Raw genomic sequence first — 24,926 nt, 5'->3', positions numbered from 1 at the left:
CAGCGATGATTTCAGGCGCGGGCAAGATGGGCGCGCAGGGCAGAAATGGTTTCGGCCATGGCTGTCCTGCTGCCCCCGCCGACCGGGAAGAAGTTGGCGAACGCATGTATGAGTGACCCGAACTCGCGGTGATCGACCGGCACGCCCGCCTTTCGCAGCGCGTCTGCGTACTGCCTGCCCTCATCGCGCAGCGGGTCGAAGCCCGCGGTGAGCAACAGCGCGGGCGGCAGCCCGGAGAAATCCTCGGCCAACAGCGGAGACACCCTCGGGTCGGCGGCGTCGAGTTGCGCGCCGTCGAGGAACTGGTGCCGGCAGAAATCCAGATCCCACTTGGTGAGGAAGAACCCGTCGGCGAACAGCGTCTGCGACCGCGTCTGATCGCGGTAATTGGTGACCGGGTAGAGCAGGAACTGCAATGCGGGCAACGCGGCACCCTCGTCGCGGGCTCGCAGCGACACCAAGGCCGCGAGGTTGCCTCCCGCGCTGTCGCCGCCGACGGCCACCCGGGCCGGATCGGCGCCCAGCTCATCGGCGTGGCCGATAGCCCACCGGAAGGCCGCGTACGCGTCGTCGGAACCCGCTGGCGCCTTGTGCTCGGGGGCGAGGCGGTAATCCACCGACAGCACGTGCAACCGGCCGTCGTGACAGATGAGCCGGCACAGGTCATCGTGAACGTCGAGGTCACCGATGACCTGACCGCCGCCGTGGAAGAAGACCAACAACGGTTCGCCGTCTGCGTCGACCGGCCGGTAATGCCGCGCACAGACCGGGCCGCCGGGGCCAGGAATCGAGAGATTGGTCACCGATTCGACGGGGATGTTCTGCCTGAAGCCGGCGGCCGTGACGCGCAATTGCGCCCTCGCCACGGCGACGTCCGGGCTGGCGACCAGGCGGTTGAGGCCGGTGGCCGTCATGCCGGTGAGCAACAGGTGCAGCGTGGTGTCCAGCGTGTTGCCGTCGATGGTGATCGAACGACCGCCCAGCAGAAGGCGTTTCACGGCGTCCGGGATCCGGGGCAGTGCCCGCAGCGTGAACCCCGAAAGCGTGTTGACGATCCGACCCTTGGCCGGCCGCGGCGCCACGCGGGCGGTCGCCGGTGCTGGCAGACTTTGAGTCATGGCTGCTCCCTTGATCACGCTCAACGACGGAAATTCGATGCCTCAGGTCGGGCTTGGCGTCTGGCAGACACCACCGGAAGAGACCGAGCGTTCGGTCGCGACCGCACTGCAGGCCGGATATCGCCACGTGGACACGGCCGCAGGTTACTTCAACGAGCGCGAGGTGGGTAAGGCGGTCACGGCGTCCGGTCTGCCACGTGAAGACGTCTTCATCACCACCAAGCTGTGGAACGCCGACCAGGGCTACGACAGCACGCTGGCCGCGTTCGACGCCAGCATGGAGCGTCTCGAGATGGACTACCTCGACCTGTACCTCATCCATTGGCCGATGCCGGCGAAGAACGCGTTCGTCGACACCTTCAAGGCGTTCGCTCACCTACGCGATCAAGGCCGCATCCGGTCGATCGGCGTGAGCAACTTCGAGCCCGAACACCTGCGAATCCTGGTGGACGCCACTGGGATCGTGCCCGCCGTCAACCAGATCGAGTTGCATCCGCTGCTGCAGCAGCAGGAGTTGCGTGAACTGCACGCGCAACTCGGCATCGCGACCGAGGCGTGGAGTCCGCTGGGGCAGGGCTCGCTGCTGACCAATCCGACCATCGCCGGCGTCGCCGACAGCCACCGCAAAACACCAGCACAGGTACTGATTAGGTGGCATATCCAACTCGGCAATATAGTCATCCCGAAGTCGGTGACCCCCGAGCGAATTGTGAGTAACTTCGACGTGTTTGATTTCGAGCTGAGCGAACAGGACATGGCGTCCATCTCGTCGCTCGGCGACGGAACGCGACTGGGTCCCGATCCACGGACGTTCAACTTCACAGGATAGGTGCCATGACGCCGGCTGCGATTCCCACCGTCACCCTCAACGACGAGAACACGATCCCGCTGATCGGCCTCGGCGTCGGCGAATTGACCGATTCGGAGACCGAGCGGGCCGTGGCGACGGCGCTGGAAGCCGGCTACCGGCTGATCGACACGGCGGCGGCCTACGGCAATGAACAGGCCGTCGGCCGGGCGATCGCCGCCTCCGGCGTGCCCCGCGACGAGCTGTTCGTCACGACCAAGTTGGCCACTCCCGACCTGGGGTTCCAATCCTCGCAGGACGCGCTCAAGGCCAGCCTCGAACGGCTCGGGCTCGACTACGTCGACCTCTACCTGATCCACTGGCCCGCAGGCGAGCAGGGCAAGTACGTCGACAGCTGGGGCGGCATGATGAAGCGCAGGGAGGACGGCGACACCCGGTCGATCGGCGTGGCCAACTTCCACGCCGAGCACCTGGCGAACGTCATCGACCTTTCGTTCTTCACCCCCGCCATCAACCAGATCGAGTTGCATCCGCTGCTCAACCAGGCGGAGCTGCGCAGGGTCAACGCCGAGTACGGCATCGTGACCGAGGCCTACGGTCCGCTGGGAGTCGGCAAGCTGCTCGACAACCCGACCATCGCCGCGGTTGCCGAGGCACACGACAAGACACCTGCGCAGGCGCTGATTCGCTGGAGCATTCAACTCGGCAACGTGGTCATCCCCCGCTCGTCGAATCCTGAGCGCATCAAGTCGAACCTCGATGTGTTCGATTTCGAGCTGACCGAGGAGCAGATGGCCACGCTCAACGGCCTCGACAACGGCACCCGGTTCCGTCCGGATCCCGAAACCTACACGGGTACCTGATCGGTTTCACCGGCACCGAATACGAGTACGCGCCTACTCTATTCGGCGGGCCCGCGCGCCATCACGATTGCTGAGGAGGCACCTCCGAGAGCATCGACGATCGGCACCGCATGAAGGTCTTCTGCACGGGAGCCACGGGTTTCGTCGGCGCGCACAGCGCGCTGGCCCTGCTCGCGGCCGGCCACGAATTGCGGTTGCTGGTCCGCGATGAACACGCGGCCCGCGCCTGGTTCGAAGCGCACGAACGTCCTATCCAGCGATGCGTCACCGCCGACATTCGTGACAGCGCCGCGTTGGCGCACGCGATGGCTGGCTGCGACGCCGTCTTGCACGCGGCCGCCGCGGTGTCGGTCAACCCGCGCAGAGCGCGAGAGATGTATGACACGAACGTCGGTGGGACGACGGCGGTGCTCGGCGCCGCATCCGAGGCCGGCATCCGCAACATCGTCTACGTCTCCAGCGTCATGGTCTACTTCCACCCCGGCGCGCCTCGGGTCGACGAATACACCGCGCTGGCCGACGTTTCCGATCCGTATACCCGGTCGAAGCGCGACAGCGAAATCTTCGCCCGCGATCTGCAGCGCCGCGGCGCACCGGTGCAGATCACCTATCCGACAGCCGTCATCGGGCCAGACGACCCCAAGCTGAGCGCGGCCAACCGGGCCCTGGCGAACTGTATCGCCACGGCACTGCCGCGCAGCAGCGGCGGGTTTCAATGCGTGGACGTGCGCGACCTCGCCGACGCGCATGTGTGGCTGCTGGAGCATCCGCGCGTGGCCGACTTCGAGGGCGGTCGCTATATCGTCGGCGGCCAGTTCTATCCCTGGGACGACCTGCGGCACCGCCTTGAGGCGATTCTCGGCAAGCGTGTGTTCAGTCCGCGCGTTCCGCCAAGGCTGCTACGGGGGATGGGCGCAGTTGCGGATGCCGTCAAGCAACTCGTGCCGTTCGACACCCAACTGTCCGCCGAAGCCATGGCCATCAGCACCCAGTGGCCACCCGCGGATTCCAGCCGCTTCTTGGCAACGTCGGGCTTCCGGTTCCGCGGCGCCGACGAAACATTCACCGACACCATTCGCTGGATGCTCGAGGCCGGACACGTCCCCGCCAAGAAGGCCGGTCGGCTGGCTGCGCCGACCTTATCTGTGAGCGAAAGGCCCAGTGCGCCATGAAGTTCTCGCTGACAATGCCCAACACTGCACGCGTGATGGCGCTGTCCCAGCCGTTCGAGTCCGACGTGACGGGCGCCGATCAAATCATGGTGGCCAGGCGAGCCGAAGAACTGGGCTACGACATGATCCCGATCCCCGAGCATTTCGTGGTATCGAACTCTCATGTCGAGCTGTCGGGTCCGCACTACTTCCACTCCACCGTGGCGCAGGCGTTCCTCGCCGGTGCTACCCAACGGATTCGGCTCATCTCCAGTGTCACGTTGCTGCCATTGCAGCACCCGGTGGTCATGGCCAAGGCCATCTCGACCGCCGACTGGATGAGCAATGGCCGCATCGGCGTCACCTTCGGCGTCGGTTGGGATGCCGAAGAATTCGCGGTCCTCGGCGTGCCGTTCAGCGAGCGTGGCCGGATGGCGGACGAATATCTCGCCGCCATCATCGAGTTGTGGACGAGCGATTCCCCCGAATTCGACGGCAAGTACGTCTCATTCAAGGACCTGACATTCGAACCGAAACCCATCCAGAAGCCACACGTGCCGATCTGGATCGGCGGCGACGCCGCGCCGATGCTCAAACGAGCGGCCAGGTACGCCACCGGATGGTTCCCATGGCTGACCCCGCCGGCGGAAATACCTGCCAAACTCGACTTCATCAAGTCCCAACCCACATACGACGGCAGGCCGTTCGACGTGCTGTACGGCCTGGGCACCTCACTGATCGGCGAGGGACATCAAGTCGTCGACGACCCCACGCAGCGGCCAGGCATGACTGTCGACCAGATCATCGACCAACTCGGATGGTTCTCCGAACTGGGGGTGACAGTCACCGGCCTCGCCATTCCACCGGTGAACGACCTCAACGCCTACCTCGACTACTTGCAGTGGGTGATCGAGGAGATCAAGCCCAAAGTGCCCTGACCCGCGAGCGGACGCAGAACTGCCCATTTTCCGCTGAGATGCGGCAGTTTTGCGTCTGCTCGTCGCAGAGGGTCAGCCCCTGGGGCAGGTGTCAGCGGCTTGCCGCAGCGCCGCCGCCGACGGCGCATCGACGGGTAGCGCGTAACCGCGCAGCACGGCGATGAACTGCACTGCGTATTGGCAGCGGAAAGCGACGTTCGGTGGCATCCACACCGCCGGTTCTTTATCGCCCTTGTCCTGGTTCGCCTGGCCTTCGACTGCAAGGAGATTCGCCGGATCGTTGGCGAAGCGCAACCGCATGTCGCCGGGCCAGTTGCGGGCACCGAGATCCCACGCCAGCGCCAGCGGAACGATGTGGTCGATCTGCACCGCGGCGCCGACCTGGGCGCCGCGTACGAAGGCGACGGTGTCGTTGGTGTACGGGTCGTGCAGAGTGCCCGTGGCAACGGCGGTGGGACATCGCTTGATCGACACATAGGTCTTGTCGATCAGATCGCGATTCAGAATGTCGTTGCGGGTGTCACAGCCGTTGTGCCCGCCGGGCGCGGAGTTGTCGTCGCTCCAGGCGTCGCCGAACGCGTCCCTACGGTAGTCGTAGCTTCGAATCCGGATCGGGACCACCGGGATGCCGGCAAGCACGTCGACACCCGGTGCCACGGTGGGGATGTCGGCCTCCGCAACGAATGGGCTCCGGCCGCTGCCCGTCACGGTTTGAACGGCGACCACCACCGCCAAGACGACGATCAGCGCCAGCCAGACCAGCCTGCCCCGGCTCATGTCTTGTCCAAGAACTCGACCCGGTCGGCATTGGTGAACGGCGCCGCCAGAACCGCCATGCCACGATGGTCCGGCTCGAGTTCGTAGAAATTTTCGCAGAACTCGCGCGCGGCCAGAATGACCTCGAGATGTCTTGAGAGCGACAGGAATCGCAGCGTGATGGGCCGTCCCGATTGGCTGTAGCCCAAAACGTCTCCCTCTTGCCGCTCCTCCAGGTCGAGGTCGGCGAGCTTGAAGCCGTCCAGCGTTCCCGCCACCGCCTTCAGCCGTGCGCCCGCTTTCGACGCCTCCGGCAGCTGGGTGGCCAGCAGGCACAGGCTGGGATGCTGGCCGCGGCCGATGCGACCACGGAGCTGGTGCAACTGACTGATGCCGAACCGGTCGGCGTCGATGACGACCATCACCGTCGCGTTCGGCACATCAACGCCGACTTCGATGACGGTGGTGCAGACCAGCACATCGACGTTGCCAGCCCGGAAGTCCGCCATCACCGCGTCCTTCTCGTCGCTGGGCAGCCGGCCGTGCATCAGGCCGAGGCGCAGGCCGGAAAGCTGGCCGTGCCGCAGTTGGTCGAACAACTTCACCACCGTGGTGGCTGGTGGTCCTTGCTCGCCTTTCGCTGGTGTGTCGCTGTCGTCGATGCGCGACGCCACCACGTATGCCTGTCGGCCCGCGCGCACTTCTTCGATCACGCGTTGCCAGCCGCGCTGGAGCCATGCGGGCTTCTCCCTGACGAAGATGGCGTTGGTGGCGATGGGCTGTCGTCCGCGCGGCAACTCGCGAAGCGTGGACGTTTCGAGGTCACCGAAGTAGGTGAGCGCAACGGTACGCGGGATCGGCGTCGCCGTCATCACCAAAAGGTGCGGTGTCAAGCCATCGGGAGCCTTGGCGCGCAATCGATCTCGTTGCTCGACACCGAAGCGGTGTTGCTCGTCGACGACCACCATGCCCAGCCGCTGGAACTCCACCGCCTCCTGAAGCAGCGCGTGCGTCCCGATGACGATGCCCGCCTCACCCGCGGCGATCTCGTCACGCACCGCCCGCTTCTGCTGGGCCGACATGGAACCGGTCAACAGCGCGACGCGGGTGGCACGGTCCGCACCGCCCAACTGACCGGCCATGGCCAGCTCGCCGAGCACGCCGCGAATGGACCGCGCATGTTGGGCGGCAAGGACTTCCGTCGGTGCAAGCAGTGCACACTGGTATCCCGCGTCGACCATTTGCAGCATCGCGAGCACAGAGACGATCGTCTTCCCCGAACCGACCTCGCCCTGCAGCATGCGGTTCATGGGACGACTTGCCGACATTTCGGCCGACAGCACCTCGAGCACTTCTCGCTGACCCTGCGTCAATTCGAACGGCATCTGCTTGCGCATGGCGCTCAGCATGCCGTCATCGATCGGTTCGGCGACCGGTCCGGTTTGGCTCAGTTCGCCGTGCCGCCGCGTCACCAAGGCCCATTGCAACCCGATCGCCTCGTCGAAAGTCAACCGTGTTTCCGCACGTTCGCGCTCCGCGGCGTTCTCCGCGAGGTGGATGGCCCGCAAGGCCTCATCCTCGGATATCAGATTCCGCTGCTGCAGAATCGGTTTCGGCAACGGCTCGTCGATCGGGTCGAGCACGTCGAGCACCTGCCGCACGCATGCGTAGATGTCCCAACTCTGAACCTTGCTGTTGGCCGGGTAGATCGGGAAGAAGTCCCTTTCAAACACCTCCAGCAGATCGTCACCGGTGGCGTCCGACGCTTCAGCGATGGTCTTGAGAGACTTCGTGCCGAAATGCTTGCTGCCGGTGGGTGATTCCAACACCAGAAACGCCGGGTGAGTCAATTGCATTGTGCCCCTGAAGTATCCAACCTCTCCCGACAGCATCAGGCGGGTACCTTCAACCAGGCCCTTCTTCAAGAACTTCGCGTTGAAGAAGGTGGCCGTCACCTTCGGCCGTCGGTTCCCCAGTGTGACAACGAGATACTCCCGCTTGGGCGTGCGATTGGTCCACTTCGCCTCGGCCTTCGCAATCACGTCGACGAACGTGACGTGCTCGCCTTCCTCGAGCTCCTCACCTTCACCCAGCACGGTCATGCCGTCGCTGTACTTGCGCGGGTAGTGGCGTAGCAGATCGTTGACCGTGCGGATGCCGAAGTGCTCTTCCAGCGGCCCCGCCGCCTTCTTGCCGAGGACGTAGTCGAGCCGGTCGGTCAGCACGGCCACGGCTACTCCACCCCGATCAGCAGCGCGTCGCCGCGGTGGCCGGTGGGATAGGTGACCAGCTCGGTGCCCGGATGTTGGCGGTGGGCGTGCTCCTGCAGCGCTTCGCCGACGCCGCCGTCGACGCCGGCACCCGTCAGCACCGTCACCAGCTCGCCGCCCGAGGCCAGCAGCAGGTCGATCAGGCCCGCGGCCGCCTCGGCGATGCCGTCGCCGACGATCAGCACCTCGTCGCCGGCGATCGCCAACCCGTCGCCCGGTTTGCAGGTGCCCGCCCATGTCAGCGCCTCTTCGGTGGCCACGCGCACCGAGCCGTGTCGGGCCCCGGCGGCGGCGCGGGCCATGGTGTAGCCGTCGTCGACGGCTTGCCGCTCGGCGTCGTGCACAGCGAGCGCGGCCAGCCCCTGCACCATGGATCCGGCGGGCACCGGGACGACGTCGATGCCCCAGCCGATCGCCGCGGTGCAGCCCGCGACGAGTTCCTCCGCGGCGACGTAGCCGTTGGGTAGCACCATGATCTGGGCAGCGCCGGTGTTGACCAGCGCGTGCAGCAGCTGCTTGGCGCTCACCGGCGTGTCTTCTTCCTGCCGCAACACGTGCGCGCCCTCACCCGCGAACAGTTCGGTGGCGCCGTCACCGTCGACGACCGCCAGCACCGCGCGTTCGCGGCTCCACCCGCCCGCAGGCCGCGCGCCAGAACCGGCCGACAGGGAGGTGATCTGGATTCGGCTTGGCGTCCCGAACGACAGCGCGGCTTCCACCGCCGCGCCCGCATCGTCGGCGTGGACGTGCACGGAGTAGTGGCCGTTACCCCCCGCCGACGCGGCGATGGCCACGGACTCGCCCAGCTGATCCAACCGATCGCGCAGCGTGTCGACGCCGCGGGCGTCGCAACCGCTCAGCAGGTACATGACCTCGAATTGCGGCGTCGTGACGGTGACCGCCGCGGTGTCGGCCACCGGCGGCGACGGCACGTACTCGTGCCTGCGCGGTGCGTGTCCGCTCACGGTCCTGCTCATCGCGTCCAGCAGTACCAGCAGCCCACGCCCGCCGGCGTCCACCACGCCGTTCTCGGCCAGCACATCGAGTTGCGTCGTCGTCTTGTCCAGTGCGACGGCCGCGGCATCGGCGGCGGCGGACACCACCTCGGCGAGGTCGGCGCCGTCACCGCCCACATGTTCAGCGGCGCCCGCCGCGTCCTGCAACACCGAGACGATGGTCCCCGGAACGGGCTCACCCATCGATGCGACAACCAGACCCACCGCGTGCCGCAGCGCCGCCGCGAAGATCTTGCCGTCGATGTCTGCGAGCGCGCCGCGGTCGGCCGCCACAGATGCGACGACGTCGGCGAGACCGCGCAGAATCTGCGACAGGATGACTCCGGAGTTGCCTCTTGCGCCGTGTAGCGCCCCCGCAGCCAGCGCGGCGGCCACCTCGACGACATCGTCTCCATCGGCGTGCGTATCGGCCTGGGCCCACGCCGAACGCATGGTGAACAGCATGTTTGTCCCGGTGTCGGCGTCGGCGACCGGGAACACGTTGAGCCGGTTGATCTCGTCGGTGTGCGATATGAGGTCGCCGACGGCGGCGTGCGCCCAGTCGCGTAGGGCGGAGGCATCGAGCCGCCGAGCCGACATCCGCAAACCTCCATCAAATGTGGCGCCCGCGCGCCAGCCTAGCTACCGTCGCTGACAGTCCCGTCGCAACGTTCACGCCGGTGGATGCGTTTTTGGTGTTCCCTGGCTTGGCCGGTATTCTGGTCAGGTTGTCGGGTCGAACCCGTCGCCGGTATCCGGCGAGACGAATCCAGACCCCCAGTACTGACTCGAGGAGTTCTAGATATGGCTGCCGTCTGCGAGATCTGCGGGAAGGGCCCCGGCTTCGGCAAGTCGGTGTCGCACTCCCATCGCCGGACCAGCCGTCGGTGGGATCCCAACATCCAGACCGTCCGCGCGGTGACCCACCCCGGCGGCAACAAGAAGCGCGTCAACGTGTGCACCTCCTGCATCAAGGCAGGCAAGGTCTCCCGCGGCTGACGGCCTTCGCGCCCAAGCGTCGACTTCGGCTGGCCGTTCAACCCGCTAAGGCAACCGCCAGTCGATCGGCTCGGCGCCCATCTTCTCCAGCAGTTCGTTGGCGCGACTGAACGGTCGTGAACCGAAGAACCCGCGCGACGCCGACAGCGGGGATGGATGCGGCGATTCGATCGACACGCAGTCCTCACCCTCCAGCCACGGCTTCAGCGTCGACGCGTCGCGCCCCCACAACACCGCAACCAACGGTTGCCGTCGCGCCACCAGCGCCCGGATCGCGCATTCGGTCACCGCCTCCCATCCCTTGCCGCGATGTGACGCCGGGTTGCCGGGTCGCACCGTCAGCACCCTGTTCAGCAGCATCACGCCACGCTCGGCCCACGGCGACAGGTCGCCCGTGGACGGCGGCGGGAAGCCCAGGTCCTTGCCGTATTCGACGAAGATGTTGTCCAGGCTGCGCGGCAGCGGACGCACATCGGGCGCCACCGAGAAACTCAACCCGACGGCGTGCCCTGGAGTCGGGTAGGGGTCTTGCCCGACGATCAGCACCCGCACCTGATCGAACGGAAATGTGAATGCGCGCAGCACATTCGACCCTGTCGGCAGGTACCGGTTTCCGGCTGCCAGCTCGGCTCGCAGGAACTCCCCCATCTGAGTGATCTGCGCGCCGACCGGTTGCAGTGCGGCGGCCCAGCCAGTTTCGACGAGTTCATCCAGTGGTCGTGCAGTCACGGGAAGCCAACCTAGCGGGCCACGCCGGTCAGAACGACTGCCATCCGGGATTTCCGCGCCACGTGTCGCCGTCCAGCAGCACTCGCGCAGGTCCGTCGACGACCACGCCGATCTGGCGCCAGCCCGCCGGCGGCCCGCCGGGGAACGTCGCGACCAGCGCGTGGTCTTCGCCGCCGCCGAGCACCCATGCCAGCGCATCCTGGCCGGCCGCGGCGGCGGCATCCGCGAGCGCGTCGCGGTCAGCGGACAGCGCCGCGCTCGACACGTCGATCCCCACCCGCGAGGCCGCGGCCACGTGACCGAGGTCGGCGATCAGGCCGTCGGACACATCGGTCATCGCCGTGGCGCCCGCCTCGGCCGCGATCCGCCCCTGCCCGTAGGGCGGTGCAGGGATCAGGTGTCTACGGCGCAGCTCCCCGAACTGGCGAATGCCCGTGTGCCACAACGCATGTCCAGCGGCAGAGCGGCCGAGTTCGCCGACGACGGCCACGATGTCACCCGCGCGCGCACCGCCGCGGCGCACCGGCTCTCTGCCGCCGAGGTCACCCAGCACCGTCACCGAGATCACCCACTGCGGCGCGCTGACCAGATCACCACCCACGATTCCGGCGCCGAAGACCGCGGCCTCGTGCCACATGCCGTCCGCCAACTCGAGGGCTTTGGACGTGGGTGTATCGGCGGGCGCGCCGAATGCGACGACGAATGCGGTGGCGCGCGCGCCCATTGCCTCGATGTCGGCGGCGTTCTGCGCGATCGCCTTACGGCCGATGTCGTGCGGGGTGGACCAGTCCAGCCGAAAGTGCCGTCCTTCGACGAGCATGTCGGTGGACACCACCGTCCTGCCGTCGCGAGCGACGACCACCGCCGCGTCGTCGCCCGGCCCCAGCGCGACCGCGGCGGGCTGCTCGCGCCCGGCGACCAGACGGTCGATCACGGCGAACTCCCCCATACCGGCCAATGTGTCGGCCTCGTCGCTCGCCATGTCACCTTCCCCGGCCTGCGGTACGTTTGGGCCCTGCGGCCAGGAGTCTATGCAGCGAGACGGAGGGAACAGCGGGTGGTGGAGGCTTTCATGCTGATCCAGACCGAGGTGGGCCGCGCGGAGCTCGTCGCCACCCAGCTCGCCGGCCTGCCGGGCGTGCTGTCCTCCGAGTACGTCACCGGCCCGTACGACGTGGTGGTCCGGATCGGGGCGGACAACCTGGCTGACCTCCAGACCAACGTCGTGCCGAAGGTGCAGCAGGTCACCGGAATCACCCGCACGCTGACCTGCCCGATCGCAAACGGGGCGGGCACCTAGAGTTTGGGCCGTGGATGCCGAGACCCACGACGGACCCCCGAAGCCATTGCTGATCGCGGCGGTCGTGGTAGCGGCCGGTGCGATCGTCGCTCTTCTCGTCGTCGCCGCCCTGCGACAGTCACCGCCCGCGCAGCAGCCGGTGGCGATTCCCCCCGTGCCGGCGCCGAAAGCCGACAGCGCCGAATGCAAGACGCTCCTTGACGCGGTTCCCGAACGGTTGGGTGACTACCACCGCGCCCCCGCGGCTCAGCCGGCCCCGGCCGGTGCGGCGGCCTGGAAGTCAGACGGCGAATCGGTCGTCCTGCGTTGCGGTCTCGACCGACCTGCCGAGTTCGCCATCGGGACGCCGCTGCAAGTGGTCGACGAGGTGCAATGGTTCCAGCTCACCGACGAGGGGCGCAGCACCTGGTTGGCGGTCGACCGCGCGGTGTACGTCGCCCTGACATTGCCGCAGGGGTCTGGACCGACGCCGATTCAAGAAATCTCGGACGTTATTTCGAAAACCTTGCCAGCCAAGCCGATTGATCCCGCGCCGGCGCGCTAACGCAAACCGGTGCCGCGCCGCAGCGCCGTTTCGACCATGGTCGCCAGCAGCGTCGGGTAGTCGACACCGCTGGCCGCCCACATCCGCGGATACATCGAGATCGTCGTGAAGCCGGGCATCGTATTGATCTCGTTGACCACCGGCCCGTCCTCGGTGAGGAAGAAGTCGACGCGCGCCAAGCCTTCGCAGTCAACGGCATTGAACGCTCGAATGGCCAACTGCTGCACCGTGTCTGCGACTTCATCATCGATCTTGGCAGGCACGTCCAGTTCGGCGGCGTCATCGAGGTACTTGGTCTCGAAGTCGTAGAACCCATCCTCGCGACCGCGCACCCCGGCGACCCGGATCTCGCCGACAGCGCTGGCCTCGATCCGACCATCAGGGAATTCCAGGACGCCGCATTCCAATTCGCGGCCCGGGATCGCCGCCTCGACAATCACCTTCGGGTCATGTCTGCGGGCCAGCTCGATCGCCGAGGGCAACTGGTCCCACGCCGTGACCCGGCTGACGCCGATCGACGACCCGCCTCGCGCGGGTTTGACGAACACCGGCAGCCCCAACCGTTCACGATCGTCGAGTTCGACGGTGTCCTGCCGTGGCCGCAGCACGACGTGATCACCGACCGGCAGGCCCTCGGCGATCAGCAGCTTCTTGGTGAACTCCTTGTCCATGCCGGTGGCGCTGGCCAACACGCCTGCACCGACATACGGCACCCCGGCGAGCTCGAGCAGGCCCTGAATGGTGCCGTCCTCGCCGTAGGGGCCATGCAGCACGGGGAACACCACATCGACGGCCGCGAGCATCTCGCCGCCCTGCCCGAGGGACAACAGCTGGCCGCCACGGCTGGGGTCGGCCGGTAACGCCAGTTCGGCGCCGGACTGCCCGCTGACCTCGGGCAGCCGCCCGTCGGTGATGGCAAGCGTTTCCGGCCTGCCATCGGTCAGCACCCACGAGCCGCCGGGGGTGATGCCGACGGCAACCACCTCGAACCGCTCCGGGTCCAGGTTGCGCAGGATGCTGCCGGCCGAAACGCACGATATGGCGTGTTCAGAGCTGCGCCCGCCGTACACGACAGCGACGCGGATGCGTCCGGAGGCTGCGGGCTGTTCAGTCACAACCTAGAGAGGCTACCGGCCCGGCCGGGCGGCGCAGGATTCAGCGGTGAGATCGGACCGAACGGAACTTCTGCGCGTTATCTCGCGCATTTTTCGAGTGCACGCTCACGTTCGAGCGGTCGCTACCCCAGTGCTTCCTCGAAATCGGCAATCAAATCGTCGGTGTCCTCGATGCCAAGTGAGATCCTGGCGAAGCCGTCTGTGACCGGATCACCCCAGCGCGCCCGCCGGTCCACCGAGGTGTGGATGCCGCCGAAGCTGGTCGACGCGACCAGCAGGGCGCTGCGCTCCACTAACACATGCACCGCGGCGGCGTCGGCCAACTCCACGGCGATCAAACCGCCGTAGCGCTTCATCTGCGAGGTGGCGATCTGATGCGACGGATCACCGGGCAGCCCCGGATAGCGGACAGACTTCACCGCGGGATGCGCACGCAGCGCCACCGCGAGCGCCTGTGCGTTCTGACACTGCCGTTCGAACCGCAACCCGGCACTGCCGAGGCTGCGCAGCACCAGCCATGCCTCGAACGCACCGAGTATCGGCCCAGCCAACAACCGGTCGCGCTCGATCGCCTGCATCAGGTCGGGTTGGCTGCCCGCGACATAGCCGGCGAGCAGATCGCTGTGCCCCGACAGTGCTTTCGTCGCGCTTGCCACCACCAGGTCAGCGCCCAACGACAACGGCTGCTGGCCAAGGGGGGTCGCGGTGGTGTTGTCGACGATCAAGGTGGCGCCGCGGCCGCGACAGCCCATCGCAAGGTGGTGCAGATCGACGACGTCGAGGCCCGGATTGGTAGGCGTCTCGGCGAGCACCACATCGGCATCCGCCGATACCGCACACATGTCGGCACTCTGCGCCTCGACGACGGTAACTCCCTGTGGCGCAAGGTATTCAGCCGCGTAACGGCGCACCTGATAATAGCCGTCCGCAGGTACGACGAGCTTGCTGCCCGGTTTGGCGAGCACTCTCAACGCTGCGGTGATCGCCGCCATACCGGACGCGAATGTCAGCGCCGTCGCCGCTCCTTCGAGTTCTGCGAGCGCTGATTCCAGTTGACGCCATGTCGGATTGGAGCTGCGACCGTAACTGTCCAGCGACTCGGTCTCATCGGGTGACAAGTGGTACGCGGACGCGGGAACGGGCGGAGGCGCGACGGGGCTACCCGGGACCGCCTCCGAGCCAACGGCTTTGACGCTGCGGGTGGAATCGCCATACGCGCCGTCCATCTGCCATCTACTCCGGCTTCGTGCTGCGCCCGAGCAGCAGTGCAACGGCATCGTCGACGGACAACCCCTTGTGGCAGACCCGTTGCACCGCGTCGGTGAGCGGCATTTCGACGTCATAGCTGGCCGCCAGCGCGAGTACTGATTCGCACGACGTAACACCTTCGGCGACATGGCCGCCTGCGGCGTGTAGCGCCGACTCCATGGTGCCGCCTCTGCCCAGTCGCTCCCCGAAGGACCGGTTGCGCGAATGCGGGGAGGTGCACGTCGCGACGAGATCGCCGACGCCTGCGAGCCCCGCCATGGTCGCGGGTTTGGCGCCAAGGGCTATTCCCAACCGCATAATCTCGGCGAGCCCTCTGGTGATGATCGCGGCCGCGGTGTTCTCGCCGAGTCCGACGCCTGCCGCCATGCCGCACGCCAGCGCGATCACGTTCTTGCACGCGCCGCCGACCTCGGCTCCGATCACGTCGGCGTTGGTGTAGGGCCGCAGATATTTGGTGGACAAGGCCCGTTGCAAGGCCACCGCCCTGCCGGAGTCACTGCATGCGACAACGGTCGCCGCCGGCTGTTCGTCGGCGATCTCACTGGCCAGGTTCGGTCCGGTGACCACCGCCACCCGCGACGGGTCGACACCCGTCACCTGAACCACCACCTGGCTCATCCGCATCAACGTGTCCAGCTCGATGCCTTTGGCCAGGCTCACCAGCGTGACGTCGTCGCCGATCAGCCCCGTCCACTGCGCAAGGTTCGCGCGCAGGGTCTGCGACGGCACCGCCAGTAGCACCGTGCAGGCGCCGGCCAACGCCTCGGCCGGGTCGCTGGTCGCGCGAATCGACGTCGGCAGCCGCACGCCGCTCAGATAAGAGGTGTTGCGGTGGGTGGCGTTGATCTCATCTGCCAGTTCGGGACGACGCGCCCACAAAGTGACGTTGTTACCGGCATCAGCCAAGACCTTCGCCAGCGCCGTCCCCCACGCACCGGCCCCCATCACCGCCGCCTCGACCACCGCTTCACATTAGTTGAACGGTGGCCTGCGGTCTCGTGCCATGCCCATCGTGGGTGGGCCAACCGCTCCCCCGCACCGCGACCGCCGGTGCTGGCAGGATGGCGCTCATGAGCGGCACCAGGACAGGCGACGCCGCCGACGTGGCGCTGGTGATCGCCGTGAAGCGGTTGTCGGCCGCCAAGACCAGGCTGGCGCCGGTCTTCTCGGCGGCTACCCGGGAGAGTGTGGTGCTGGCCATGCTGATCGACACAATCACTGCCGCATCCGCGGTCCCGGGACTGCACTCCATCACGGTTGTCACCCCCGACGAGGTTGCCGCAGACGCCACCCGATCGCTCGGGGCGCGCGTGCTGATCGACCCGACACCGCAAGGCCACCGCGATCCGTTGAACAACGCAATTGCCGCCGCTGAAACGTCAATCCGGGCGCAGACGCCCAATGTCGTTGCGTTGCAGGGTGATTTGCCGGCCCTGCAACCCCAGGAGCTGAACGAGGCGATCGCTGCCGCTCGCGGCTACCCGCGAAGCTTCGTCGGCGACCGACACGGCACCGGAACGTCGGCCTTGTTTGCTTTCGGTGTCGCACTCGACCCGCATTTCGGACCTGATTCGGCTCAGCGCCATCGACATTCGGGCGCTATCGAGCTGACCGGGCCCTGGCCCGGCCTGCGATGCGACATCGACACTCCCGACGACTTGCTCGTCGCTCGTCGACTCGGCGTCGGCGCTGCAACAGCGCAGGCGGTCGGCCGCCCCAGATGAACAGCTGGCGAAGGGATCGGCCATCGCGGTAGCCGGGCGAGCAGTCAATAAGGGATTATCGGAACCATGACCGAAGCCGAAGCCCAGATCCGACCCGCCAGCGCGGACTTGGTCGACTCGGCGCCCGAGTCGCCACCCGCCGCGACGTCGCCGACCGTTGAGGACGCGCTGCCCGAGGATCGCTACCTCAACCGCGAACTCAGTTGGCTGGACTTCAACGCACGCGTGCTGGCCCTCGCCGCCGACCCGTCATTGCCCCTTCTCGAACGAGCGAAGTTCCTGGCGATCTTCGCCTCCAACCTCGACGAGTTCTACATGGTGCGTGTCGCAGGCCTCAAACGCCGCGACGAGATGGGTCTGTCGGTCCGGTCGGCCGACGGGTTGTCGCCGCGCGAACAATTGCGCCGGATCAACGAGCGCACTCAGCAGATCGCCGACAGGCATGCGCATGTCTTCCTCGACTCCGTGCGTCCGGCGCTGGCCGACGAAGGCATCGTCATCGTCACGTGGGCCGAACTCGACTCCGACGAACGCTCCCGGCTGTCGACATACTTTCACGAACAAGTCTTTCCGGTGCTGACGCCGTTGGCGGTCGATCCGGCGCATCCGTTCCCCTTCGTGAGCGGACTGAGTCTCAACCTTGCGATCACCGTCAAACATCCCGACGACGGCGGCCAGCACTTCGCTCGCGTCAAGGTGCCCGACAACGTGGACCGCTTCGTGGAACTCGCTCGCCGCGAAGGCAGCTCGGATGTCGTGCGGTTCCTTCCGATGGAGGAGTTGATCGCCGCTTTTCTTTCGGTGTTGTTCCCTGGCCTGGAAGTCGTCGAGCACCACGCGTTCCGCATCACCCGCAATGCCGATTTCGAGGTCGAAGAGGACAGGGACGAGGATCTGCTTCAGGCGCTGGAACGAGAACTCGCACGGCGCCGTTTCGGCTCGCCGGTGCGTCTCGAGGTCTCCGACGATATGACCGAGAGCATGCTGGAGTTGTTGTTGCGTGAACTCGACGTCGCTCCCGGCGATGTGATCGAGGTGCCGGGTCTTCTGGATCTCTCGTCGCTGTGGCAGATCTACGGTGTGGACCGCCCCGCGTTGAAGGATCCGCCGTTCGTGCCTGCGACACCGCCAGCATTCGGTGAACGTGAGACACCGAAGAGCATCTTCGCCACGTTGCGCGACGGTGACGTACTCGTCCATCACCCGTACGATTCGTTCTCCACCACGGTGCAGCGCTTCATCGAGCAGGCCGCCGCCGACCCCAACGTGTTGGCGATCAAGCAGACGCTCTACCGCACCTCCGGCGATTCACCGATTGTCAACGCGCTCATCGACGCAGCGGAGGCGGGCAAACAGGTGGTCGCGCTCGTCGAGATCAAGGCACGCTTTGACGAGCAGGCCAACATCAAGTGGGCGCGCGCCCTTGAACAGGCCGGTGTGCACGTCGTCTACGGCCTGATCGGATTGAAAACGCACTGTAAGACTTGTTTGGTGGTGCGCAGAGAAGGTTCGACGATTCGCCGCTACTGCCATATCGGCACGGGTAATTACAACCCGAAAACCGCTCGATTGTATGAAGATGTCGGCCTGCTCACGGCGGCGCCGGACATCGGCGCGGACCTGACCGATCTGTTCAACTCGCTGACGGGGTACTCACGCAAGGAGTCATACCGCAATCTGCTGGTGGCGCCATATGGGGTGCGCAAGGGGATCATTGAGCGCATCGAGCGCGAGATCGCGGCCACCCACGACGGCGCGCAAGGCCGGATCAGGATGAAGGCCAACGCGTTGGTCGATGAACAGGTGATCGACGCCCTGTACCGCGCTTCTCAGGCGGGAGTGCGGGTGGAGGTGGTGGTGCGTGGCATCTGCGCGTTGAAGCCAGGCGCGCCCGGCTACTCGGACAACATCGTCGTACGTTCGATTCTCGGCCGGTTCCTGGAACACTCGCGGATCGTCCACTTCAATGCCATCGACGAGTTCTGGATCGGCAGCGCCGACATGATGCACCGCAATCTCGATCGGCGAGTCGAAGTGATGGCGCAAGTAAAAGATCCGCGGTTGACCGCGCAATTGAACGATGTGTTCGAATCCGCGATGGATCCTGCGACTCGCTGCTGGGAGTTGGGGACCGACGGGCACTGGACGGCGTTGCCGAGCGCGGGCGAATCCGTGCGCGACCACCAAGTGTCGCTGATGGAACGCCACCGACATCCGTGAAGGTGACGATGCGACCCGTTGCGGTCGGATGACCCGCAGGAGTTGACGTGCCGAAGGAGAATTCCCCGGATGCGGTCCCGGGCAGCAAGGCCGTACTGGCTGCGGGTGCCGTCCTGTGGCGGCACAACGATGACCTGTCGGCGCCTGAGGTGGCGATCATCCACCGCCCGCGCTACGACGACTGGTCGCTGCCCAAGGGCAAGGTCGATCCCGGCGAAACCGAACCGGTGACCGCCGTACGCGAGATTCGTGAGGAGACGGGCTTCTCGTCGATCCTCGGCAGGCGCCTCGCCACGGTGACCTATCCCGTCGAGCAAGGTGTCAAGAAGGTGCGCTACTGGGCGGCCCGTGCCGGCGACGGTGAGTTCGATCCGAACGCCGAAGTCGATGAACTCAAGTGGCTTCCGGTGGCAGAAGCGATGAAGCAGCTTGAGTATCCACATGACCGAAAAGTGTTGCGGCACTTCGTAAAGCATCCTGCTAACACCAAGACGCTGCTGATTGTGCGGCACGGTACTGCGGGCAGCAAGTCGCGCTACAAGGGAGACGACCGCAAGCGCCCGCTGGACAAGCGCGGACGTGCCCAGGCCGAGTCACTTGTCGGTGTGCTGACGGCGTTCGGTGCCGATGCGTTGTACGCCGCGGACAGAGTGCGGTGTCATCAAACGCTTGAACCGCTCGCGGAGGAACTCGACGTCGGCATCGGCAACGAGCCGTTGTTGACCGAGGAGGCCTACGCCGACAGCCGTAAGGCGGCCAGGCACCGGTTCGTCGAAATTGCCGGGACCGGAGGCACGCCCGTGATCTGCACCCAGGGCAAGGTGATTCCCGATCTCATTGCGTGGTGGTCAGCGCGCGACGGGGTGCGTCCCGACAAATCGCGCAACCGCAAAGGCAGCGTGTGGGTGATGTCGTTCGTCGACGATCGGTTGGTGGCCGCCGACCATATCGGCAGCCCTCTGGCCGTCAGGAAATAGCGTCGCGGCCGGGCCGCCTGCCGGTTGAATCCAAAGTGCGCGGGGCACCACAAGACTCACCGCACACAGACGCGCCGTGGGTCACGGTGACCCACGGCGCGCTGATGCCGAGATTTAGCGACCGCCGCGCTTGGCGGGAGCCTTACGCGCCGGAGCCTTACGAGCCGTCTTCTTGGCGGTGGCCCTCTTGGCGACAGCCTTCTTGGCCACGGCCTTCTTGACTGCCTTCTTGGCGGCGGCTTTCTTCACTGCCTTCTTGGCGGCGGTGCGCTTGACTGCCTTCTTGGCGGCGGTGCGCTTGACTGCCTTCTTGACGGCAGCGCGCTTCACGGCCTTCTTGGCGGCGGTGCGCTTCACGGCCTTCTTGGCGGCGGCCTTCTTCACCGCCTTCTTCGCGGCCGCTCTCTTCACGGCCTTGCGGGCGCCGCCGCCCGCCGTCACGCCACGCTTCACTGCTGGTCCTTCCGCCGGGAGCTTTTGTGCGCCAGAGACAACCGCTTTGAATTGAGCGCCGGGCCTGAAGGCCGGCACGGAGGTGGGCTTTACTTTCACCGTCTCGCCAGTGCGCGGATTCCGCGCAACACGGGCGGCGCGACGGCGCTGCTCGAATACGCCGAAGCCGGTAATGGTGACACTGTCACCCTTGTGCACGGCGCGCACGATGGTGTCGACAACGTTCTCCACCGCCGCCGTTGCTTGCCGACGGTCCGAGCCCAATTTCTCCGTGAGTACGTCGATGAGCTCCGCTTTGTTCATGCAAAACCTCCGAAACCAGTGGTCCTCTTTGGACCGACTAGAGGACACGGTAAACCCATTGACCACTGATTTCCAAGAGCCACGCGCAATTTCAAGCGAAACTAGCGAACTTTCTTGCCCCCCTTGGGCTCCAATCGAGGGCCCCGAGAACTGGGATGAAGGTGGCGATTTCGGCTCGCCGCGGCCGAATCATCACACCGGCAGAGTGCGCGGTTTCCAACTCGGACGGCTCGCCTCATAGGACTCGACCGCATCGAGTTTTCGCAGCGTAAGGCCTATATCGTCGAGCCCTTCGAGTAGCCGCCAGGCGGTGTAATCGTCAATCTTGAACGGCACCATGACCGTTCCCGCGACGATATTCCGATCTTGAAGATTCACAGTGATTTCCACCCCCGGATGCTCCTCGATGAGCTTCCACAGGAGTTCCACATCATCTTGAGCGACTTCTGCCGCCAGCAGGCCCGCCTTGCCCGCATTGCCGCGAAAAATGTCGGCGAATCTCGAAGAGATAACGACCCTGAAGCCGAAGTCCATCAATGCCCAGACGGCATGCTCGCGCGAGGAGCCGGTGCCGAAATCGGGACCCGCGACCAACACCGATCCCTTGTCGAACGGTGCCAGATTCAATATGAATGACGGATCTGCGCGCCAGGCGGCGAACAGACCATCCTCGAAACCTGTTCGGGTGACCCGCTTAAGATAGATGGCGGGGATGATTTGGTCGGTATCCACATTCGACCGGCGCAACGGGACGCCAATGCCTGTGTGGGTGTGAAAGGCTTGCATCAAAATCTCCCTTTACTGAGTCAGGTCGGCGGGCGAGGACAACGTGCCGCGTACAGCGGTGGCGGCGGCGACGGCGGGCGACACCAAATGAGTCCGCCCGCCTTTTCCTTGCCTGCCCTCGAAATTGCGGTTGGACGTCGACGCGCAACGCTCGCCGGACGCCAACTGGTCTGGATTCATGCCAAGACACATCGAACAACCGGCCTGGCGCCACTGCGCGCCAGCGGCGGTGAAGATCTCGCCCAGCCCCTCGGATTCAGCCTGCGCGCGCACTCGCATAGACCCCGGCACGATGAGCATCCGCACCCCGTCGGCGACCCTGCGATCACGCAGGATGTCGGCCACGACACGCAAGTCCTCGATCCTGCCGTTGGTGCACGAACCGACGAAGACGGCGTCCACCGCGATGTCGCGCATCGCCGTGCCTGGGCGAAGATCCATGTAGGCCAAGGCTTTTTCGGCCGACTGGCGTTCATCCTCGGCGGACATCAGCTCGGGATCGGGCACCGACTCCGACAACGGCACGCCCTGGCCGGGGTTGGTACCCCATGTCACGAACGGACTCAACGTGGAGGCGTCGAGGTACACCTCGGTATCGAATTCGGCGCCTTCGTCAGTGCGCAGGGCCGTCCACGCGGCGATCGCCTCGTCCCATTCGGCACCCTTCGGCGCGTGCGGACGACCACGCAGAAATTCGAACGTGGTTTCGTCCGGTGCCACCATGCCGGCGCGGGCGCCAGCCTCGATGCTCATGTTGCAGATCGTCATCCGGCCCTCCATGGACAGCGATTCGATGGCGCTGCCGCGGTATTCGATGACGTGCCCCTGTCCCCCGCCGGTGCCGATCTTCGCGACCACCGCGAGGATGATGTCTTTGGCACTGACCCCGGGTGGCAACGGGCCGTCCACATTGACCGCCATGGTCTTGAACGGACGCAGCGGCAGAGTCTGCGTTGCGAGAACGTGTTCGACCTCGGATGTGCCGATGCCCATCGCAAGTGCACCAAACGCACCGTGCGTCGAGGTGTGGCTGTCGCCACACACCACCGTCATGCCCGGCTGAGTCAGTCCCAATTCCGGGCCGATGATGTGCACGATGCCTTGCTCGACGTCGCCCATCCGATGCAACCGGACGCCGAACTCTTCGCAGTTGCGTCTCAGCGTCTCGACCTGTGTACGCGACACCGGGTCGGCGATGGGCTTGTCGATGTCGACCGTCGGCACGTTGTGGTCCTCGGTGGCGATGGTCAGGTCGGGCCTGCGCACTGTGCGGCCGTTGAGCCGAAGTCCGTCGAAGGCCTGCGGACTGGTCACCTCATGTATGAGGTGCAGGTCGATGTAGATCAGGTCCGGGTGGCGCGCTGCGCCTTCGCCTGTTCCGTGGGCCACGACGTGATCGGCCCACACCTTCTCTGCCATGGTGCGCGGGGTGGTCATACTTGACATTCTCACATTCTGGGACGTTAGTATCTCTACGTGAGACAGGATAGCGGCATCGGCGTGCTGGACAAAGCGGTGGGCGTACTGCACGCGGTGGCCGGCTCGCCGTGCGGACTTGCCGAACTGTGTGAGCGCACCGGCCTGCCTCGCGCGACCGCCCATCGGCTGGCCGCTGGCCTCGAGGTGCATCGGCTGCTGAGCCGCAATGGCGACGGTCGATGGCACCTTGGACCCGCCCTCACCGAATTGGCCGGGCATGTCAGCGACCCGCTGCTTGCCGCGGGCGCGGTGGTGCTGCCGCGGCTGCGTGAGATCACCGGCGAGAGCGTGCAACTCTATCGCCGCGAAGGTACGACGAGAATCTGCGTCGCCGCACTGGAACCGCCTGCGGGACTTCGCGATACGGTGCCGGTGGGAACCCGGTTGCCGATGACGGCGGGGTCGGGCGCCAAAGTCCTGCTGGCATTTGCCGACGCCGCGACGCAGCAGGCGGTGCTGCCGACCGCGCTGTTCACCGACCGGGCACTGGCGGAGGTTCGCAAACGCGGCTGGGCGCAAAGCGCGGCAGAGCGGGAACCGGGCGTGGCCAGTGTCTCGGCGCCCGTGCGCGACGGTCGCGGTGCGGTGGTCGCCGCGGTATCCGTTTCCGGCCCGATCGATCGAATGGGACGTCGGCCCGGCGCGCGTTGGGCCGCAGACTTGTTGGCGGCCGCCGAAGCGCTTACGCGCCGACTCTAGATTCGGCTCTGCGCAGCTTCTCAACTAGCCGTTCGGCCGGTGGCGACGCACTAAAAGCCTTATCGTCTTGCGCTGAGGCTCTGCGGAATCGCTGGAAGGTCACGGTACTTGTCGTCGCAATCAGCACGGTGGATCGCTACCGCGCGCCTGTTGCGGCGTTGCGGTTTCGGCGCGACCGGGCCGCAAATCGACGCCGTCGCAGACCAGGACTGGTCGGCCTATCTCGACCATGCGCTCGGCCTCGACCCCGATTCCGATCCAGGAGCCCTCGCTACGCCGCGGCCGATGCCCATCACGCCGGATCTCCCCGATGACGCCGCAGGCGATGCGGAGTTCCGACAATTCAATCGCACACTGTTCGATCAGATGACCGAGCTGACGTCATGGTGGGTGCGACGAATGGCCGCCGTTGAGGAGCCCATTCACGAGAAACTCACCCTGCTGTGGCACAACCACTTCGCGACCTCGGCGCAGAAAGTGCCTGCAGCCGAATGGATGGGGCACCAGAATCAGAAGTTGCGCATGCTGTCGCTCGGCGACTTCCGCAGTCTGGCCTACGCCATGTTGACCGACGCGGCGATGTTGTTCTGGCTGGACGGCGTGCGCAACAGCGCAGGCGCGGCGAACGAGAACCTGTCGCGCGAGTTCATGGAGCTGTTCACGCTCGGACACGGAAACGGCTACACCAAACACGACGTTCGCGAGGGCGCCCGAGCGCTTACGGGTTGGTTCATCGGGCGCGGTGGCCGTGCCGACGTCGCCGCAACGCACCGCGACACCACGTTGAAAACGGTGATGGGCGTCACCGGTGAGTTGGACGAAGCCGACTTTTGTGACATCGTGCTCGGCCAGCCACACTCGGCGACGTTCATCGCGGCGAAGCTGTGGCGCATGCTCGCGTCCGACAATGACCCATCGACAGGGACGCTGGACCGACTCGTCGCCGCCTTCGGACCGGGGCGCGATCTCAAATCGTTGACCAAAGCGGTCCTGCTCGATCCCGACTTCGCCGGTTGCGCGGGCACCGTGGTCAACACTCCGGTCGAATGGCTCATCGGAGTGGTCCGCGCACTCAAAGCGCCGATCGACGATCCGGATCTGTTGGACGCGATCGTCGTCGCGCTGACCGTGATGGGGCAGCGGCCGTTCTATCCACCGAATGTCGGCGGCTGGCCGAGCGGTCAGGCGTGGCTGTCGACAAGCAGCATCTCGGCACGCGCATGGGCCGCGGACAAGTTCACCCGCTCGGGGGATTTGTCGGTGGTGGAGCAAGCCGCACCGAGTGACCGTATCGATGCCGCCGGCTATCTGGTCGGAATCGGTCGTTGGAGCGACCGCACGGCGAAGGCGCTGACGCCCCTTGTGCACGACCCACGGCAGTTGGTCGCCGCCGCGATCAACGCACCCGATTACCTGACGTCATAGCGGGA

Annotated in this window: 24 protein-coding genes; 12 read left to right on the top strand and 12 right to left on the bottom strand. The window is 66.0% G+C overall.

The features are described from left to right. Positions 1 to 11: 11 nt before the first annotated feature. Positions 12 to 1,118: an alpha/beta hydrolase gene (locus tag ACGFK1_RS02535; protein WP_393425082.1), complete on the bottom strand. Its 1,107-nt coding sequence runs from the start codon at positions 1,116 to 1,118 to the stop codon at positions 12 to 14. Here ACGFK1_RS02535 and ACGFK1_RS02530 point away from each other — a divergent pair. The 4 genes from ACGFK1_RS02530 (at position 1,117) to ACGFK1_RS02515 (ending at position 4,878) form a co-directional block, all read left to right on the top strand. Continuing rightward, complete coding sequence (locus ACGFK1_RS02530; RefSeq protein ID WP_393425079.1) at positions 1,117 to 1,947, top strand: aldo/keto reductase; 831 nt, start codon at positions 1,117 to 1,119, stop codon at positions 1,945 to 1,947. The genes ACGFK1_RS02535 and ACGFK1_RS02530 overlap by 2 nt on opposite strands. Before the next feature lie 5 nt (positions 1,948 to 1,952). Continuing rightward, complete coding sequence (locus ACGFK1_RS02525; RefSeq protein WP_393425076.1) at positions 1,953 to 2,789, top strand: aldo/keto reductase; 837 nt, start codon at positions 1,953 to 1,955, stop codon at positions 2,787 to 2,789. 110 nt (positions 2,790 to 2,899) lie between these two features. After that, positions 2,900 to 3,961 carry an NAD-dependent epimerase/dehydratase family protein gene (locus tag ACGFK1_RS02520; protein ID WP_393425073.1) on the top strand — a complete coding sequence of 354 codons (1,062 nt, stop codon included), beginning with the start codon at positions 2,900 to 2,902 and terminating at the stop codon, positions 3,959 to 3,961. Beyond that, positions 3,958 to 4,878, top strand: coding sequence for a TIGR03619 family F420-dependent LLM class oxidoreductase (locus ACGFK1_RS02515; RefSeq protein WP_393425070.1), 921 nt, complete (start codon positions 3,958 to 3,960; stop codon positions 4,876 to 4,878). Before ACGFK1_RS02520 ends, ACGFK1_RS02515 begins: the two co-directional genes overlap by 4 nt. A gap of 72 nt (positions 4,879 to 4,950) precedes the next feature. On the opposite strand, the gene ACGFK1_RS02510 is transcribed toward ACGFK1_RS02515, so the two are convergent. The 3 genes from ACGFK1_RS02510 to ACGFK1_RS02500 are packed head-to-tail and all read right to left on the bottom strand — an operon-like array spanning position 4,951 to position 9,499. Beyond that, positions 4,951 to 5,655, bottom strand: a complete 705-nt coding sequence (locus ACGFK1_RS02510; protein WP_393425067.1) for an HNH endonuclease family protein — start codon at positions 5,653 to 5,655, stop codon at positions 4,951 to 4,953. Next, positions 5,652 to 7,865, bottom strand: a complete 2,214-nt coding sequence (recG, locus tag ACGFK1_RS02505) for an ATP-dependent DNA helicase RecG (protein WP_393425064.1) — start codon at positions 7,863 to 7,865, stop codon at positions 5,652 to 5,654. The genes ACGFK1_RS02510 and recG overlap by 4 nt, the downstream gene beginning before the upstream one ends. A gap of 2 nt (positions 7,866 to 7,867) precedes the next feature. Further along, positions 7,868 to 9,499, bottom strand: coding sequence for a DAK2 domain-containing protein (locus ACGFK1_RS02500; RefSeq protein WP_393425061.1), 1,632 nt, complete (start codon positions 9,497 to 9,499; stop codon positions 7,868 to 7,870). Between the two features lie 204 nt (positions 9,500 to 9,703). Between ACGFK1_RS02500 and rpmB the strand changes: the two genes are divergently transcribed. Then, a complete protein-coding gene (rpmB, locus tag ACGFK1_RS02495) occupies positions 9,704 to 9,898 on the top strand; it encodes a 50S ribosomal protein L28 (protein ID WP_015306200.1) in 195 nt (64 codons plus the stop codon). A 45-nt stretch (positions 9,899 to 9,943) separates the two neighbouring features. Here the strand turns inward: rpmB and ACGFK1_RS02490 are convergent, their stop codons facing one another. Both ACGFK1_RS02490 and ACGFK1_RS02485 read right to left on the bottom strand, forming a co-directional pair. Then, complete coding sequence (locus tag ACGFK1_RS02490) at positions 9,944 to 10,627, bottom strand: uracil-DNA glycosylase (RefSeq protein WP_393425057.1); 684 nt, start codon at positions 10,625 to 10,627, stop codon at positions 9,944 to 9,946. A gap of 28 nt (positions 10,628 to 10,655) precedes the next feature. Then, complete coding sequence (locus ACGFK1_RS02485) at positions 10,656 to 11,609, bottom strand: thiamine-phosphate kinase (protein ID WP_393425054.1); 954 nt, start codon at positions 11,607 to 11,609, stop codon at positions 10,656 to 10,658. Positions 11,610 to 11,684: 75 nt separating this feature from the next. Here ACGFK1_RS02485 and ACGFK1_RS02480 point away from each other — a divergent pair, with 75 nt between their 5' ends. Both ACGFK1_RS02480 and ACGFK1_RS02475 read left to right on the top strand, forming a co-directional pair. Further along, the gene (locus ACGFK1_RS02480; RefSeq protein WP_393425051.1) at positions 11,685 to 11,927 is read left to right on the top strand and encodes an Lrp/AsnC ligand binding domain-containing protein; all 243 of its coding nucleotides are present in this window, start codon (positions 11,685 to 11,687) and stop codon (positions 11,925 to 11,927) included. A 49-nt stretch (positions 11,928 to 11,976) separates the two neighbouring features. After that, positions 11,977 to 12,471, top strand: a complete 495-nt coding sequence (locus ACGFK1_RS02475; RefSeq protein WP_393426298.1) for a DUF3515 domain-containing protein — start codon at positions 11,977 to 11,979, stop codon at positions 12,469 to 12,471. Here the strand turns inward: ACGFK1_RS02475 and ACGFK1_RS02470 are convergent. From ACGFK1_RS02470 to ACGFK1_RS02460, 3 genes are all read right to left on the bottom strand, one after another. Then, positions 12,468 to 13,586, bottom strand: coding sequence for a D-alanine--D-alanine ligase family protein (locus tag ACGFK1_RS02470; protein ID WP_393425048.1), 1,119 nt, complete (start codon positions 13,584 to 13,586; stop codon positions 12,468 to 12,470). The genes ACGFK1_RS02475 and ACGFK1_RS02470 overlap by 4 nt on opposite strands. A gap of 122 nt (positions 13,587 to 13,708) precedes the next feature. Then, positions 13,709 to 14,812 (bottom strand): cystathionine gamma-lyase, encoded by a 1,104-nt coding sequence (locus ACGFK1_RS02465; RefSeq protein ID WP_393425045.1) that lies wholly within the window; start codon positions 14,810 to 14,812, stop codon positions 13,709 to 13,711. A 7-nt stretch (positions 14,813 to 14,819) separates the two neighbouring features. Further along, positions 14,820 to 15,800, bottom strand: coding sequence for an NAD(P)H-dependent glycerol-3-phosphate dehydrogenase (locus tag ACGFK1_RS02460; RefSeq protein ID WP_393426295.1), 981 nt, complete (start codon positions 15,798 to 15,800; stop codon positions 14,820 to 14,822). 125 nt (positions 15,801 to 15,925) lie between these two features. Here ACGFK1_RS02460 and cofC point away from each other — a divergent pair, with 125 nt between their 5' ends. The 3 genes from cofC to ACGFK1_RS02445 all read left to right on the top strand — a co-directional run bounded on the left by cofC (position 15,926) and on the right by ACGFK1_RS02445 (position 19,776). Continuing rightward, positions 15,926 to 16,579 (top strand): 2-phospho-L-lactate guanylyltransferase, encoded by a 654-nt coding sequence (cofC, locus tag ACGFK1_RS02455; RefSeq protein ID WP_393425042.1) that lies wholly within the window; start codon positions 15,926 to 15,928, stop codon positions 16,577 to 16,579. Between the two features lie 66 nt (positions 16,580 to 16,645). Then, on the top strand, positions 16,646 to 18,799 hold the full coding sequence (locus tag ACGFK1_RS02450) for an RNA degradosome polyphosphate kinase (RefSeq protein ID WP_393425039.1): 2,154 nt from the start codon (positions 16,646 to 16,648) through the stop codon (positions 18,797 to 18,799). A gap of 47 nt (positions 18,800 to 18,846) precedes the next feature. Further along, on the top strand, positions 18,847 to 19,776 hold the full coding sequence (locus ACGFK1_RS02445) for an NUDIX domain-containing protein (protein WP_393425036.1): 930 nt from the start codon (positions 18,847 to 18,849) through the stop codon (positions 19,774 to 19,776). 114 nt (positions 19,777 to 19,890) lie between these two features. Here ACGFK1_RS02445 and ACGFK1_RS02440 read toward each other — a convergent pair whose 3' ends face one another. The 3 genes from ACGFK1_RS02440 to leuC all read right to left on the bottom strand — a co-directional run bounded on the left by ACGFK1_RS02440 (position 19,891) and on the right by leuC (position 22,764). Continuing rightward, positions 19,891 to 20,532 carry an HU family DNA-binding protein gene (locus ACGFK1_RS02440; RefSeq protein WP_393425033.1) on the bottom strand — a complete coding sequence of 214 codons (642 nt, stop codon included), beginning with the start codon at positions 20,530 to 20,532 and terminating at the stop codon, positions 19,891 to 19,893. 192 nt (positions 20,533 to 20,724) lie between these two features. Further along, positions 20,725 to 21,318, bottom strand: coding sequence for a 3-isopropylmalate dehydratase small subunit (gene leuD, locus ACGFK1_RS02435; protein ID WP_393425030.1), 594 nt, complete (start codon positions 21,316 to 21,318; stop codon positions 20,725 to 20,727). Positions 21,319 to 21,330: 12 nt separating this feature from the next. Continuing rightward, complete coding sequence (gene leuC / locus ACGFK1_RS02430) at positions 21,331 to 22,764, bottom strand: 3-isopropylmalate dehydratase large subunit (RefSeq protein WP_393425027.1); 1,434 nt, start codon at positions 22,762 to 22,764, stop codon at positions 21,331 to 21,333. Between the two features lie 30 nt (positions 22,765 to 22,794). Here leuC and ACGFK1_RS02425 point away from each other — a divergent pair, with 30 nt between their 5' ends. Both ACGFK1_RS02425 and ACGFK1_RS02420 read left to right on the top strand, forming a co-directional pair. Then, positions 22,795 to 23,496, top strand: coding sequence for an IclR family transcriptional regulator (locus ACGFK1_RS02425; RefSeq protein WP_393425024.1), 702 nt, complete (start codon positions 22,795 to 22,797; stop codon positions 23,494 to 23,496). Positions 23,497 to 23,604: 108 nt separating this feature from the next. Continuing rightward, a complete protein-coding gene (locus ACGFK1_RS02420) occupies positions 23,605 to 24,921 on the top strand; it encodes a DUF1800 family protein (RefSeq protein WP_393425021.1) in 1,317 nt (438 codons plus the stop codon). The last annotated feature ends 5 nt before the right edge of the window (positions 24,922 to 24,926 follow it).

It is taken from the genome of Mycobacterium sp. NPDC048908 (genome assembly GCF_043197955.1).
Taxonomy (GTDB): Bacteria; Actinomycetota; Actinomycetes; order Mycobacteriales; family Mycobacteriaceae; genus Mycobacterium.
Note: the sequence above shows the minus strand (reverse complement) of the source record. Positions and strands in the feature narration are given on the sequence as shown.